Genomic DNA, 15,200 nt, shown 5'->3' on the forward strand with positions numbered 1-15,200 from the left:
CCAAATTATTTTAGTTTATTGAGTTTATCGCCGATCAGGTCACCAAGCTGGAAGCCGCTTGTGTTTTCTTCTTTCGCCTGATATTGACGATAATCCTCTTCGATTTGTTTTTCAGGATTTTCTTCTAAATCACGGATGCTTAGTGAAATGCGCTCTTCGTCTTCATTCACATCAAGCACTTTCACTTTCACAGTCTGCCCTTCTTCAAGGACTTCTTGCGGCGTGCCGATATGTTTATGAGAGATTTGGGAAATATGCACAAGCCCTTCTACACCTGGCAGAATTTCAACAAATGCACCAAAGCTCACAAGACGTTGAACGGTTCCTTCAAGCACATCACCTTGTTTTACCTTTTCACCAATTTGGCTCCAAGGTCCTGGTAATGTTTCTTTAATAGATAGTGAGATACGTTCGTTATCACGATCAACAGCAAGTACTTTGACCTTGACTTCCTGTCCTTCTTCTACTACGTCAGATGGCTTTTCAACATGCGCATGGGATAGTTGAGAAATGTGAACTAATCCATCAATGCCGCCAATGTCAACAAATGCACCAAAATCAGTAAGCCTCTGCACTTTACCATCAATCACACTGCCTACTTCAAGCTTTTGCAGGAAGTCTTGCTTTTTGTCTAATTGCTCTTGCTCAACGACTGCACGGTGCGAGAGAATCACGCGATTTTTTTCGCGGTCAAGTTCTACCACGACAAGTGAGAGTGTTTTCCCTTTGTAATCTGTGAAGTCTTCTACATAGTGTGCTTCTACAAGAGATGCAGGAATAAATCCGCGCACACCAATGTCAACGACAAGACCACCTTTTACAACGTCTTTTACTTCAGCTTCAAATACTTCTTTTGTTTCAAACTTTTTCTCTAGGTCTTCCCAAGCGCGGTCTGCATCAACAGCACGTTTAGATAAAATCAAAGCATCGTCTTCGACCTTTGTTACTTTAAGCTCTAACTCGTCGCCATCTTTCACGACATCTGATGCTTTTTCAACGTGAAGACTTGATAATTCACTGATTGGGATGATACCAGGTTGTTTCACATTGACGATATCTACATTGACATGCTTGTCCTCAACTTTAGAAACAATCCCTTTCACTACATCTCCAACCTCTGGTACCTGAACATCGATTTGATTCATTTCCTCTGTCATTTCGATAACCTCCTTGGTCCAAACCTACACAGCTTAGTTAAAACGACTGGGCGAATATGTGTCTTAAGCATGATGATTGCCAGCCGAATATGTATTATAGAAACATTCAAATCAATATAATTGCTTGAATGATCAATAAAAATAGTATTAGTATAAACTTCTAATAAAAGACCTTGTTTGTCAAGAGATAAACCTCTAACTTATAAAAGTTTTCTAAAATTTCTTACTGTTTCTCCACGCGGTCTGCTGCATCTAAAATTTTCCCTGCCACCTCTTGAATAGAAAGGGAAGTGGTGTCAATTTCAATGGCGTCATCTGCTTTCTTCAAAGGTGAAACTTCGCGCTCAGAATCAAGCTTATCGCGTCTTGCAATCTCTTCGATCAGCTGATCGTAATTGACATCGTAGCCTTTTTTCTGATTCTCTTCAAAGCGGCGTTTTGCTCTTTCTTCTACTGATGCAAGCAAGAAAATTTTCACTTCAGCATCTGGAAGTACGTGAGTGCCTATGTCTCTTCCGTCCATAACGACGCCGCCTCGTTTGCCAAGCTCTTGCTGCCTGCGGACCATTTCTTCCCGAACAGCTCTGTGCTTTGCAACAACCGATACTTGGTTGCTTACGCGGTCTGTGCGAATATCCTCTGTGATATCCGTATTGTTTAGATGGACTTTTTGACCCTCGTCTGTTGTGACTAGTTCAATGACCGTTTTTTTCAGTAATGAATCAAGTGCCTGTTCGTCTTCAAGGTCTACACCTTGATTGAGTGCCGCAAGTGTAATCGCGCGGTACATAGCACCTGTATCAATATAAATATATGATTTTTTGGCTGCGACAATTTTTGCCACAGTGCTTTTGCCTGCTGCTGCAGGACCGTCAATTGCAATAGATAATTTCTTTTTCATAATACCTCTCCTTGATTGAATCTCCCTTATGAATTGTAACACGATCACCGCTCAAACGGGGGAATTTTCTATCAATCCTTCTGCTTAAACGTTTCAATCCATTCTTCAATGCTCATGTTGTTCACACCCTCATACTGCACGACTTTTGACAAAAAAAGTTCTCCTTTCGTCAAATGAAGTGTGATCTGAACGGTGAGCAATAAAACAAGCTGAATGAGCACCACTTTCAATAACCATCTTTCCATTGTCTTCATACAAAAAGCCTCCACGCTAGATTCTTTCCTCTCTAGTATGGAAGCTTTTTACACCCTTTATTCTTATGCTTTTTTCACACGTGTTAAAAGCTGCTGCTGGAAGCAGTATTTCATGATGTGCTGCTGGTGGTCATTTGTGATCTCTGAAAACTCCATGATCGCTCTTTTTTTGCCAGACTGTTCATCTTCATATACTCGATTCATCTCTGCAACCGCTTTTATTTTCACGGGCTCATTTAGGGGAAGTTCAAACTCTGTGACCACTTCTCCATATTCTTTCAATGACACGCCCTCAGGAACAGAGATTGCTACGCCGCCAGCACTCATATTTACAATAAACGTCTCAAAGGCCTCTTCGTCCGTTTGCATGATAGTAGCTTTGACCATCGTATCCACTCTCAGATATTCTCTACGCTGAAGGCGAATCATTTCTTCTTTTGGCGGAATGGAAATGACAATCATCGGAATATCTTCTTTTCTTTTTCCGATGACTTCGCTTGTACATTTGTATGGAATTTGGTTTTCGTCAAAAAAGAAGACGGTGATTTCTGTTTGCTGGTTTAAGTAGATGGTGCGTCCCGTTTCTTTATCAGCTGGATAATTAATGCAAATATCATCGTTATTATTTTCCAAAATCTTCGATTTTGCTGTTTTCACTTCTTTGTTCTCATTGACATATTCAATTGTGATTGCATCCCCTATTTGTAACATTCCTCATCACTCTTTTCATCTGTGAAATCGTATCCTCTCCTATATTAAACCATGTCTAAAACAAAAGGAAAAGACTTATTAGCCTTTTCCTCGTTTCCTTTTCTATAGGTCTTTATATATAGGTTCTGCGTTTTTTAGTTTATCTACTCGTTCTTCTTTTCCAGTATCTGCATTAATGAACATGCGATACGTATCGTTTTTTATCGTTCCGAGGAACTCATAGCATAGAACTTCCTCTGACATATCATTTTGCACAATCGCTAAATGAGTATCTTCGATCTTTACATGCTGATTTAATGTTTTCTTCGCTTCTTTTTGCGAGATTTTAGGTGCTTTAATGTCGCGTGTTTTATGATTCGTTAAGTAATCCTTCGCTGAAAACCCAACAACCTCACCATCGTCCAATGCGACTTTCATGCGTATACTATCTGGATAAAGCAGAACATTTTTCTGAAGAGGAACATAGGTAAATACACCGATATTATCAAATTGTGCACTTTCATCTAAATGGAACGATTCTGTGTCAAACCCTTGCTTCTTTAGGAAGCTGAGTGCTTTTTCTGATGCCTCATTCAAACTGATTTTCTGTTTTTTCACGTCACGATTCTGAAGTAGGTAGACTGGGTGTCCTCCTTTTTCAGTTAAATCTAGATAAAAGTTTGCATGGCTGTCTGGATCAGACATCGATAAGCTGTACACGTCGCGATTGGTTTTGCTGCCGCTTTTTCTCACTTTAAAATGTTGATTATGGTCTGGTGTGAATTGCTGTGCAATGCGGATCGCTTCTTTTTTTGAAATCTTATCGCCTTTTAAATGATTGTAGCCTTGTGTTTCTTTTTCTGTGGACACATTTGTAGGCCCAAGATCGACATCTGCAAATGCATCTGCATTTCTCTCGACTGTTTTCAGCCCGTCAATGATGGTGTTGTCGTTCTTTCGATCGCCGTCAGCGAGCGCCATTTCAACATCCATCCATTTTAAGTTTTTATTAAGTACGAGGTGCTGCACTTGTCTAAGTTCGTTTTGGATATCTGACGCTTGATTATATAGAGCTGTAATGGTTTTGTGCGTATCTTTATTTAATGGTTCATCTGATAAAGATTTGACTGATGATTTGTAGCTAAAATCTCCGACATTCGCCAGGAATTCTTCCGTTTTATTAAAAGGCATCAATGTAAGCGGGAGCTGGCTGACATTGTTATGCGCTTCTGATGACATTCTCCATACATCTGCAAGTGCTGGTGAGATGGATGTTTGGCTGTTCATCGCAAGTGTTGCGCCCAGTTTGTCATGCAGCTGATCCACCTGATACGTTAAATCATGGAATGCTCTTTGGTAGTTGTTCTCAGCATGAAGCAGTACGGCGTCTTTTTCTTGATGTTCTTTATAGCCCCAATAACCTGTTGAGATGACAGCAATTCCTAAAATAGCAATCAATATTCCTCTGATCATTTATTTACACCTCTTTTTATTCGCAGAATATATGTTTCCCGATTCGTTTAATTTGTGGTCTTCCCCAAATCCATGGACTTGTTGCTGTATCAGGATTAAAGTAATAGATGGCGCTCTCAGATGGATCCCAGCCATTGATTGCATCAAATACAGCTTTTTTTGCCGTTTCATCTGGCGTCATATAAAATTGCCCATCTGCTACAGCAGTAAACGCAAGCGGTTCAAAAATGACTCCTGCGATCGTATTTGGAAAGGTCGGATTGTTCAAACGGTTTAAGATAACGGCCGCGATGGCCACCTGTCCTTCATACGGCTCACCTCTTGCTTCACTGTACACAGCTTGCGACAAGAGCTGAATGTCATTACTAGAAAAACCACCAGGCATGTTGGCTGCTGTTTGTTTTGGTGTTTGATTTCCCTGCTGGCTGCCTGACTGATTGCCAGACTTCCCAGATGATCCACCTTGACTTTTTTGATTTTCGTTTGTACCTTGGGCTGTCTTTTTTTGCGAACTTCTTTGCGCAGGAGCCTTTGTTTGCTGATCAAGAGGCTTCCCGCCATAATGGGTAAACTGGTTCCCTTCCTGCAGCTGCTTTTGAACAAACTCTTTGTAGTATTTCGTCTTTTGAACTAATAAGCTTTTTGTTTTCTCACCTACAAGTCCATCGACCTTCTTCATGCCAAATTGGCTTTGAAAGTTGCGAACGGCCCAGTACGTTCCCCAGCCATAGACGCCATCGATTTTGCCATTGTAAAAACCATTGTATTGGAGCCGCGCTTGCAGCTCGACTACATCTTCTCCTGTTGCCCCGCGCTGGATGACTTGGGCGGTGAAGGCTTCACTTTTACTGGCTGTCAAAAGTGAAGACGCAAGAAGAACGATTGAGAAGATAAGAACAATTTGTTTCATGAAACGAGCTTTATCCATATTTGATCCTCCTGTACTTTGATGTTTGAATATATGTTTCTTCCGATCCCTATTTTTATACATTCAACACAGGAGAGAATTGGATGGAAAAGACAAAAAAACGCCCTATAAACAAATAGGACGTTTTCCAAAATTAAATTTGCACCATTTTTACCGCACGGGCTTTTTTTGCTTTCCTTAAACCAAACCACCATAAAAAAATCATGAACGGCACCATGATATATCCCCAGTTTTTCATCCCTAATAGAATGAAATCATACAGGCCGTGAAACAGCACAGGGAGCGTTAAAGAAAGAATCAGCCATTTGCGCTGCTCTTTTTTATCAGAGAAGCGGGCTTTTCCGATATAAAAACCCATCACAACACCAAATAATGCGTGACTTGATACAGGTAATAAAGCACGGGTAAACGCATATTCGACCCCGTGACCGACTAAGTAAAGGATATTTTCAAGTGTTGCAAAACCAAGTGAGACACTCGTTCCATACACAATTCCGTCATAGTGTTCGTCAAACTGGGCATGTGCATAAACGCTGACCATTAAAATAAACCATTTTAATGATTCCTCTAAAAAGCCCGACGTCACAAATGAAATCAAGATAGGGTTTGTTGCGATATTTTCCTCTTGAAGGACATATTGAATAAACATGGTTGGAAACACAAGTATGACACCTAGCATAAAAGATCTGATGACCATGTGAACCGGCTCATTGTCGTACTGATCTTTCAAATAAAAATAACTTAAAAGTGCGATGCCGGGAGCTAAACCTGCTGAGATGATTGCGATCATAACCAGACCTCTTTCCCTACATTATCCTTCATTATCGTACCATGATTTACCCTTTTTTTATATGACTCGGGCCCATTTTTCTAAAATATCTTTCTATATAATCCCAATTTATATAAAAAAGAACCGAACCCCTTTGAAGGATTCAGTTCTTTTTTTATCCGTTGATTCTTTTGTTGATTTCTTCTGCAATGAGTCCGCCATGAAATCTTCCATTTTCAATGAAAATTTCATTGGCATTATTTCCAGCAGCAATGACTCCCGCAATGAAAATACCTTCAACATTCGTTTCCATCGTCTGTTCATCAAATGCTGGACGGCCTGATTCTGGATCAATCGTGACACCCATTTTTTCTAAGAAAGAATGATCTGGATGATAGCCAGTCATAGCAAATACATAGTCACTTTTCACTCGATCCGTTTGATTTTGCTGGTTTGTAAAGATCACATCTTCTTCTGTGATTTCTTTCACCTGCGCACCAAACTCCATTCGAATTGTTCCATTACGGACAAGCGCTTCAAACTCTGGTAGTATCCAAGGCTTGATGCTGGATGAATATTCGGTTCCTCTATACAGCACAGTGACTCTGCTTCCGCATTTCACAAGTTCTAGCGCAGCATCCACACTGGAGTTCTTTCCGCCGATCACCGTCACATCTTTATCAAAATATGGATGTCCTTCTTTAAAATAGTGATATACGTGAGGAAGGTCTTCTCCTTTGACGTTCATATAGTTTGGATGATCATAGTAGCCAGTCGCAATGACGACGTAATCACATGAATAGTTGTCTTTTGATGTATTTACCGTAAAACGGCCATCTTGTTTTGTCACGGCGTTTACTTTTTCAAAAGCATGTACACGCAGTTTTTTTCGTCTGACGACCTCTCGGTAATAAGAAAGTGCCTGAATACGAACGGGCTTACGGTTCTCAGTAATAAAAGCGACATCACCGATTTCAAGCTTTTCACTTGTACTAAAAAAGGTTTGATGTGTAGGGTAATGATAAATACTGTTCACGACATTCCCCTTTTCAATCACAAGTGCATCAATCCCAATTTGCTTGAATGCGATGGCAGCTGATAACCCGCATGGGCCGCCTCCTATTATGATCGCTTTTTCTTGTTTCATTTGTTCCACTCCTGTCATTTCACTGCAATAACAATTGCTGGGCTGTTTGATTCTTTGTTCCATTCCATAAAAAAATCTCCTATTTAAGGATAGGAGATTTTAAGGCGCGATGCAAATCAGCCGCTTAAATCCAGCCTCTGAATCGAGAAGCTTCAGCCATTTTACGTACACCGACCATATATGCAGCAAGACGCATATCAATTCGGCGGTTTTGCGCCATTTCATAAATATTATTAAATGATTTCACCATCATATCTTCTAAACGAGTTTCAACTTCTTCTTCAGTCCAGTAGAACCCTTGGTTATTCTGAACCCATTCAAAGTAAGAAACAGTTACACCACCCGCACTCGCAAGCACGTCTGGAACAAGCAGTACACCACGATCTGAAAGAATTTTGGTTCCTTCCAGTGTCGTTGGACCGTTTGCTGCTTCTACGACAATTTTGGCTTTAATGTTTGCCGCATTATCTTCTGTGATTTGGTTTTCAATGGCTGCAGGTACTAAGATATCACAATCCAGCTCAAGCAGCTCTTGGTTTGTAATTGTATCGTTAAATAGTTTAGTGACGGTTCCAAAGCTGTCACGTCGGTCAAGCAAGTAGTCAATGTCTAGACCATCTTCATCGTATAATCCGCCGTATGCATCTGAAATCCCTACGATTTTTGCTCCAGCATCATACATGAATTTAGCTAAGTAGCTTCCTGCATTTCCGAATCCCTGTACGACAACACGAGCTCCGTTAATGTCAATTCCTTTTTTCTTCGCCGCTTCTTTGATGCAGATCGTCACACCTTTTGCTGTTGCAGTATCACGTCCGTGTGATCCTCCAAGAACAATTGGTTTTCCTGTAATAAATCCTGGCGAGTTAAATTCATCAATTCTAGAATATTCATCCATCATCCATGCCATAATTTGAGAGTTCGTAAACACGTCTGGTGCTGGAACATCTTTTGTTGGTCCAACGATTTGACTGATGGCGCGAACATAGCCGCGGCTTAGTTTTTCAAGCTCTCTGAATGACATTTCTCTTGGATCACAGATAATACCGCCTTTTCCTCCGCCATAAGGAAGATCCACAATTCCACATTTTAAACTCATCCAAATTGAAAGCGCTTTTACTTCTTTTTCCGTAACGTTCGGGTGGAAACGGATTCCGCCTTTTGTCGGACCGACAGCATCATTGTGCTGTGCACGGTAACCAGTGAAAATTTTCACCGATCCATCGTCCATACGTACTGGAATTTTGACCGTTAATAGACGAATTGGCTCCTTCAGCAATTCATACACTTCCTGCGGATACCCTAATTTGTCAAGCGCTTTATGTATGACGGTTTGAGTTGACTTTAAAACATCTAGCTTATCTTCTGCGTTATGAGCGGCGTTTTGATCGGCTGCCATTAAAATAAACCCCCTAGAAATCTTTCATGATCTACTGCTCCCTTTCAAGCAATAGTATACACCTTCGTACTGGTAAAGCAAAGGTAAAAAGCGTTTTTTATCAAAATAAAATATCAGCGTTTATAAATATAAAAAAGGATATAAAAAAATACTGTTGTTTCATCACAACAGTATTAAATATAATAGAAAAAAGTGATTAAAAATACATTTGAATCGTTTTCACAGCATCTTCTTGCATGATCACTTTTCCATATTCTTTTAGCCGGTGAATGGTGAGTGTCGTAGGTGAACCAAACTCTGCTAAAATCGAAATGACTGTATCAGCAGATAATTCTCCAACATCATCCAGGCTGAGATAATATTGACCTTCATAATGGTAAACTGTACCCCCTAAAAGTCCAATACGACTTAAACTATGGGACAGTTGAATCACATCTTCAAACGAGGCAAATTGATAGAGCACATGCTTACTCTCGTCGAGCTTGACTTGCATCTCAATGTAATCTTCATCAAACTCATCATCAGCATCTTCCTGCTGACTCTTTGTGACAATGACGACCATCCCCTGCGCCTGAAGAGAAAATACTTCAACAGCAATCGGTCCATTCGCTTCAAAACCGAGCTCCTGATTCGCCTCGTTCATCATGTCTTTAAACAGCTGATGGACTTTGAACGAATCTTTCCAAAGGTCTTCTTTCGTAAGACCTCGGTCTGTCAGGTCATCTAGTGTGAGAAAAATTTTGATTTTATTATAATTCAGACGCTCCAGTCGCATAACGTTCCCTCCTGCCTCTTCTAAACACACATCATACTGTAGTATATGAGATGATGAGTCATAGGTTCTTAATTTTGTATTCAGTTTACACTGTGTCAAGACGGAAGACAAGCATGAAGCTATGCTTACGGTGACTTTTATGGAAAATATTGAGGGTGCCGCAAGTTAACGCGTTTTTAGAGGCATTAAATAGATCAGATGGGTTTCTGGTTCTGCTCCGAGACGCATGGGAATTTTTGTGGTCCCGTAGCCATTACTAATGAGAAAGAACGCACCTTTGACCTGGCCTGTTCTTCCTTTTTCATACGGACCAAATTTCCCAATTCGGATCTGTCCCCCATGCGTATGACCGCTCAGGACAAGATCGATTCCCTCTTCTTCACTCATCAAATGATGTACATCTGGATTGTGTGATAAAAGAATATTGACATCATCTTTTACAAACTCAGGCCGTATGGCTTCATAATCTGCTTTTTCAAGCCGTATATCATCAATTCCTCCGATTTTGATTCGCTGGCCTTCGAAATTCCATACAGCCGTTTCATTTTGCAAAGTCGTGACATCGTATGCATGAAGAATCTCTTTAAACCTTTGCTGGTGCAGCTCATGATCATTATTTCCCCAAACAAAATAAACCGGCGCAATTCTTGATAAACGTTTCACATTTTCTTCAATCCTTGCGTAGGGCACACCTTTTTCTGCTAAATCTCCACCAATCATAATCACATCTGGCTCTTCCTGTCTGATTTCTGCTAATAAAGTGTCACTGATGAGACGTCTGTGTGTATCAGAAATAAAGAAAATGACAGCAGGCCGGTCTGATTGAAGTGCTTCTATTGTAAAATAATGCTTTTTGATGTTGTTTTGTTTTGCCGTTTTCACCATTTTTGCCGTTACACACACACCTGTTGTAACAGCCGCAATGGCGGCAGTAAATCCGATGGCATATTTCATCACAAATGGCTCCCTTACGTATCTTTCTTTCATAAGACGCTTGAAAGAAAAAAGACGTTTCAACTGTTAAACGTCTTTTTTCTCATTTATTTACTTTCATAATAGAGATTAATGTCATACTGCTTCTGCATATAGTGAAAAACCGTCTCGCGCTCTTTCCACTGATTTGACTGCGGCCATAAATCTGTGCTTTTTTGTATAATTTCACATCGAAGCCGATGATATTCATCCTCAGCCTTTTCTTCTTTTTTCTTATAGTAATAAGATGCGTAAACAGCAAAGACCTCGGCCATGATCCAAAACAGAAATACTTCATGACCAAGCAGTGTGGCAATCATGGCTTCCGGCTGAAGCGAGCCGCCTCCCGCATTTGCCGTGATCACAAAATAAAACAAAAGAATGGCCAGCGATAGAAGGGCTGTCCATTGCCATCTTTTGCACTGCTTGGCAAAACCCTCATATTTATGCTTTCTTTTGATCAATGTTTCCATCATCTTCTGTGTCGGCTGATCCATATATCGGCTGATTGCGTGTAATGTCATCACATACACCCTGTCCCTTTTTTCTACATATGTATGTGCGTGCTTCTTCATTCATGTCAGGTGATTAGTTTTCTAGTGGAATATTCAGCACTTGACCACTGTATACGCTGTTACCTTTTAAATGATTATAGGCTCTAATTTTCTCTTCACCCGAACGGTTTTTGTAATACTTCATTGAAATTCGATACAGGTTTTCCTCTGGACCAACAGTGTGCTGCACGACACGGACTGGCTTTTCTTCCTGCTTCTTTTTCTCTTCGGCTTCTTTTCTTTTTTTCTCTTCCTGCTGCTTTTGCAAGGCTAGCTGCTGCTGTTCACGCTTTTTGGCAGCTTCAGCTCTCGCGCGTTCTTTTTCTTTCGCTGCTTGTTCACGCTCTTCTTTCTCTTTAGCAGCTTTTTCTTTTTTCTTCTGTTCAGCTTTTTCTTTCGATCGTTGTTTTTCTTCCTCTTTCTTTTGCTTCTCATCATCAGACGCATCCGCTTTATCAGCACTTGAGTCATTTTTTGTTTCGGCAAGTGCTGACGGGACTGGGTCTGTGTCAGCACTTGATGTAGAATCAATATTATATACATCTTGATTATTATTATGGTTGATTTCCTTTGATGTGTAGTAAATCAAAAGGAAGAACACCGTGACGACAATAATAGGAAAGATAATAGCCAGTGTTGTAAACAATGGATTGCGCACCTTTTTCGTGCGCTGCTTTTTATATTCATGGAAATCTTCTCGTGTAGGAAAGTGAGAGTCATCTGAAGGCTCAACTTCTTCTTCAAAAATCTTCTCAACATCATCGTCATGGATGTTTGTCAGCTGCTCCTTCTTTCTCTTCATTCTCGACATTTCTTCCATGTTCATCCCTCCCCCTATATTTCAAACGAATTTGACAAGCAAAGACTAAGTCAATGACAAAATGGGTCATGACAGGAACAAATAAATTCCCCGTCCACTCGTATAAAAGTCCTAAAAAAATACTAATAGAAACCACAAGGATAAACAAGAGTATTTTTGATAAGTAGCGAAAGTGAAGGAGCGCAAACACAATACTGGCAATTTCCAGTCCAAATTGCTGCTGGACGATCCCTCGGAATAGAATTTCCTCTGAAAAGGCGATGAGCAGTGTTAACCAAACAATATGCGGGATGCTACGGTTTTTGAACATTTTTTCATTTAATCCGCCATCATCATACATATGAGCAGGAAACACCTTCATGACAATCGCATCCACAATAATCACAACCGCAGCGCCGCCAATTCCATAAGTCAGTATCCGCGCATCTTGGATCTCCCATAGAGATGTGAAATCTGTCCAATGATCGAACATAAATATACCTAGTAAAAAAGAAATGACCAGCATCAACAGCTGCGTGAAATACAGCTGTTCTACCACTTGTCGATCGGTTAATTTTTCGATGATCCGGCGATGTTGTTCAATCAATGCTGCGCCTCTTTTGTCAGATGAAACATACGATCCAGCACGGTCTTCCAGTGTGTCATTTCATTCAGCTCCAATGGTTGATCTTTTTTTTCATAATCAGACAGGTCAAGTCCGCAAGAAGAGCAGCAGCTGCCAGAGGATGCGCTCTCTGTTTGATCAAGCTGTTCGTAAAAGTATGATAACAGAGATTGTCTAAAGCAGCCATGATCTGTGATCCGCTCCTTAAATTGCCACACTTTTCTCAGTTTTTCTGTTTGTCTGTCCTGCAATTTCTCTTTCAGTTTCATCAGCAGCACACGCGGCTCGTCAGACTGATACATCCTGTAATAATGAATCAGCATTCTTGCACGTGTCTCCTGAAGCCCTGATTCCATCAATTGTTCACGTAATTTCTTTTCATCATTTGTCTGCATTTGTGTCAGCCTGGCTAAGAAGAAATCAATTTCTGGCTCATCAAAGCCCTCTGCTTGTATTAAATGCTGTTGAATATCCGCATCCTCTTCTGTATATAAAAGAATGCTGACACTCTTTTTCCCGTCCCGTCCTGCTCTTCCAATTTCCTGCATAAATGCTTCAATTGACTGCGGCGGGCTCATATGAATAACAAATCGTATATCTGCTTTATCAATTCCCATTCCAAAAGCACTTGTACAACAAATAAGATCAAGCTGTCCGCTGATAAATTGCTGCTGAATAAGCATACGGTCTCCTGCATCCATCCCGCCATGGTAATACTCTACACGCTGATGGGTTTTTTGTTTCATAATGAGCGCCATATCTTCTGTCATTTGCCGGGTTGGACAATAAATCAGACCGGGGCCTTGCAGATATTCAACAAGCTCAATAGCCCGTTTTTCTTTTGCTTCTTTCGTTTCGTGCGCTTCTTTGACTAAAGCGATGTTTGGCCGGTTGACAGAATGGATATGAAAGTCTGGATGCTGCAATCTTAACGTTTGTACGGTATCTTTTAGCGTTTGTTTTGTTGCAGTTGCCGTCAGTGCTAAGGCGACAGGATGACCTAACGCTTCTCTCCATTCTCCCAGCTTGGAATATTCCGGACGGAAATCATGCCCCCATTCGGATATACAATGGGCTTCATCGACAACGAACAGACCAATATGCATCGATTTGAGCTGTTCTAGCAGCACCTCTGACATTAATGCCTCAGGGGCGACGAATAAAAATTTATATGATGGCAAATGCCGAATAATATGTCGTCTCTCCTGAAAAGACAATGTGCTGTTCAGTGCCGCCACTCGTTTTTCTCCGCGCATTTTCATTCGTTCGACTTGATCCTCCATAAGCGATAACAGCGGCGAAATAATGAGAACTAATCCATCTGTCATATAGCCGGGAATTTGATAGCAGATGGATTTCCCGCCGCCAGTAGGCAGCATGGCCACCGTATCCTTTTGATTCAGTACACTTTGAATAATGTCCTTTTGACCCGTTTTAAATGAGTCGTAACCAAAATATCGCATGAGCGTCTGATGAAGCTTATCCATTTGCTTTCACCATCCTTGTCAGAGCCAATCGTATTTGAAAATAAGTAAATGGATGTTCGAGTTTTTCTTTAATCAGCTTCATCTTATTTGTTTGAAGCTCTCTAGCTACTGCATGAATGGCCTGCTGCTGTTCTTCGCTCACATACGGCTCTATTGAGAAGCTCGGTTCATGTATGGAAAGCTCGACAATATGGTCTTCGATCGTTGCCTTTTTTAAAGAGCGAATGTGAGCAATTTGATCAATATCAAAGCCTTTTTGCACAAGCTCGAGCGTTTTGTGCGTAGAGGTTGTCAGCACGCGTTTGAATTCAAGGTCACCTACGAGCTTTTGCATGAGCTGCGCCTCACCTTTTTGGGCAGCATGAATAAAATAATGGAGGACATTCCAAAAAAGCAGGTACACATACCACACATCTTCTTTTAGCCACTCTGCCATTTGCTGATACGTACGCCCAATTCTTTCATTTGAGGTCAATGAATAAACAAATATCAGCGCCTCTTGATCACTTATACGGCTAAGGAGCTTTTCGAGTTCATGATGCAGCTCTTCCGATAGCTTATTCTTCTCGTGATGCTGTTTTAAGAAGGATTTCGTCCAGCTCTGTACAGATACATCTCTTTGTATTGGGACATATTGATGCGATCCAGCCAGATGGTGAGACAGCACTTGTACAAGTAACGAGAGCCTCATCCATAACACCTTTGCTTTATCATGATATTTGGCACCATGAAAATAAGCGGGCATCGGTTTTTCTGAGAAATACTGGTTTAGCATTTTCTGTCCTGCATCTGTAACAATGAATGTCTCCCCTGTTTTTTTGATGTAGTGCTTTTCGTCAAGCTTTATAGTAGAGCGATTCAGCTGATCCCTCGTAAACCCCGGGTAACAGCCGAAATACTTTGAAAGCTGAAACAAACTGGCATCCTGTATGGTTTGTGATGATTTTTTTCCTTTAAAAAGATGGTAGACAGCACTTATGGAGCGTTCGCCGTTCAATTTATATACGCTGTCCATTAACATGACATCCAAGTAATGAAGAGTCATTCGCCAAAGCACCTGTCTTCCTGACAAAATTCGAATATTTTCTCCCTTTATTTTAACAGATTTCATAGAAGAAGAAATGTTTAAACTCAATTTGTGGGGGAAAGTTATGAACAAACCCTTATGTGATAAGCATTCTCAATCACTTTACAGTTGAAATGTGAAATTAAAATCATTACAATAAGGTTTGAGGAAATTGTTTTTTATCGGTGAAACTAAAAAGGTTAG

General features: G+C 40.6%; 16 protein-coding genes. All 16 read right to left on the minus strand.

Annotated elements, in window-relative coordinates; translation table 11 throughout:
* Positions 1 to 5 precede the first annotated feature (5 nt).
* Positions 6 to 1,157, minus strand: coding sequence for a 30S ribosomal protein S1 (gene rpsA / locus NSQ76_RS11335; RefSeq protein WP_024422818.1), 1,152 nt, complete (start codon positions 1,155 to 1,157; stop codon positions 6 to 8).
* Positions 1,158 to 1,380: 223 nt separating this feature from the next.
* Entirely contained in the window at positions 1,381 to 2,058 is a 678-nt protein-coding gene (gene cmk / locus NSQ76_RS11340; RefSeq protein ID WP_034623450.1) for a (d)CMP kinase, read from the minus strand.
* A gap of 71 nt (positions 2,059 to 2,129) precedes the next feature.
* On the minus strand, positions 2,130 to 2,312 hold the full coding sequence (locus tag NSQ76_RS11345) for a DUF5359 family protein (RefSeq protein WP_024422820.1): 183 nt from the start codon (positions 2,310 to 2,312) through the stop codon (positions 2,130 to 2,132).
* A gap of 63 nt (positions 2,313 to 2,375) precedes the next feature.
* Positions 2,376 to 3,023, minus strand: a complete 648-nt coding sequence (locus tag NSQ76_RS11350; RefSeq protein ID WP_034623448.1) for a flagellar brake protein — start codon at positions 3,021 to 3,023, stop codon at positions 2,376 to 2,378.
* Between the two features lie 102 nt (positions 3,024 to 3,125).
* Positions 3,126 to 4,475 carry a germination protein YpeB gene (gene ypeB, locus NSQ76_RS11355; protein ID WP_024422822.1) on the minus strand — a complete coding sequence of 450 codons (1,350 nt, stop codon included), beginning with the start codon at positions 4,473 to 4,475 and terminating at the stop codon, positions 3,126 to 3,128.
* Positions 4,476 to 4,491: 16 nt separating this feature from the next.
* Positions 4,492 to 5,403, minus strand: coding sequence for a spore cortex-lytic enzyme (gene sleB, locus NSQ76_RS11360; protein WP_024428081.1), 912 nt, complete (start codon positions 5,401 to 5,403; stop codon positions 4,492 to 4,494).
* A 133-nt stretch (positions 5,404 to 5,536) separates the two neighbouring features.
* Positions 5,537 to 6,193 (minus strand): glutamic-type intramembrane protease PrsW, encoded by a 657-nt coding sequence (gene prsW / locus NSQ76_RS11365; protein WP_024422824.1) that lies wholly within the window; start codon positions 6,191 to 6,193, stop codon positions 5,537 to 5,539.
* A gap of 154 nt (positions 6,194 to 6,347) precedes the next feature.
* Positions 6,348 to 7,319, minus strand: a complete 972-nt coding sequence (locus tag NSQ76_RS11370) for a YpdA family putative bacillithiol disulfide reductase (protein ID WP_024422825.1) — start codon at positions 7,317 to 7,319, stop codon at positions 6,348 to 6,350.
* Between the two features lie 124 nt (positions 7,320 to 7,443).
* Entirely contained in the window at positions 7,444 to 8,718 is a 1,275-nt protein-coding gene (locus NSQ76_RS11375) for a Glu/Leu/Phe/Val family dehydrogenase (RefSeq protein ID WP_007500982.1), read from the minus strand.
* A 196-nt stretch (positions 8,719 to 8,914) separates the two neighbouring features.
* Positions 8,915 to 9,493: a genetic competence negative regulator gene (locus NSQ76_RS11380; protein ID WP_024428080.1), complete on the minus strand. Its 579-nt coding sequence runs from the start codon at positions 9,491 to 9,493 to the stop codon at positions 8,915 to 8,917.
* A gap of 165 nt (positions 9,494 to 9,658) precedes the next feature.
* Positions 9,659 to 10,447, minus strand: coding sequence for a metallophosphoesterase (locus NSQ76_RS11385; protein WP_025093049.1), 789 nt, complete (start codon positions 10,445 to 10,447; stop codon positions 9,659 to 9,661).
* Positions 10,448 to 10,533: 86 nt separating this feature from the next.
* Positions 10,534 to 10,989, minus strand: coding sequence for a DUF2663 family protein (locus tag NSQ76_RS11390; protein ID WP_034623446.1), 456 nt, complete (start codon positions 10,987 to 10,989; stop codon positions 10,534 to 10,536).
* 64 nt (positions 10,990 to 11,053) lie between these two features.
* Positions 11,054 to 11,839, minus strand: a complete 786-nt coding sequence (locus NSQ76_RS11395) for a LysM peptidoglycan-binding domain-containing protein (protein WP_025093047.1) — start codon at positions 11,837 to 11,839, stop codon at positions 11,054 to 11,056.
* Complete coding sequence (locus NSQ76_RS11400) at positions 11,784 to 12,425, minus strand: CPBP family intramembrane glutamic endopeptidase (RefSeq protein WP_024422830.1); 642 nt, start codon at positions 12,423 to 12,425, stop codon at positions 11,784 to 11,786. Before NSQ76_RS11400 ends, NSQ76_RS11395 begins: the two co-directional genes overlap by 56 nt.
* Positions 12,422 to 13,930: a RecQ family ATP-dependent DNA helicase gene (locus tag NSQ76_RS11405; RefSeq protein WP_341053892.1), complete on the minus strand. Its 1,509-nt coding sequence runs from the start codon at positions 13,928 to 13,930 to the stop codon at positions 12,422 to 12,424. The genes NSQ76_RS11400 and NSQ76_RS11405 overlap by 4 nt, the downstream gene beginning before the upstream one ends.
* Positions 13,923 to 14,975 carry a helix-turn-helix domain-containing protein gene (locus tag NSQ76_RS11410; RefSeq protein WP_341055776.1) on the minus strand — a complete coding sequence of 351 codons (1,053 nt, stop codon included), beginning with the start codon at positions 14,973 to 14,975 and terminating at the stop codon, positions 13,923 to 13,925. Before NSQ76_RS11410 ends, NSQ76_RS11405 begins: the two co-directional genes overlap by 8 nt.
* Positions 14,976 to 15,200 lie beyond the last annotated feature (225 nt).

This window comes from Bacillus sp. FSL M8-0256 (assembly GCF_038005765.1).
Taxonomy (GTDB): Bacteria; Bacillota; Bacilli; order Bacillales; family Bacillaceae; genus Bacillus; species Bacillus safensis.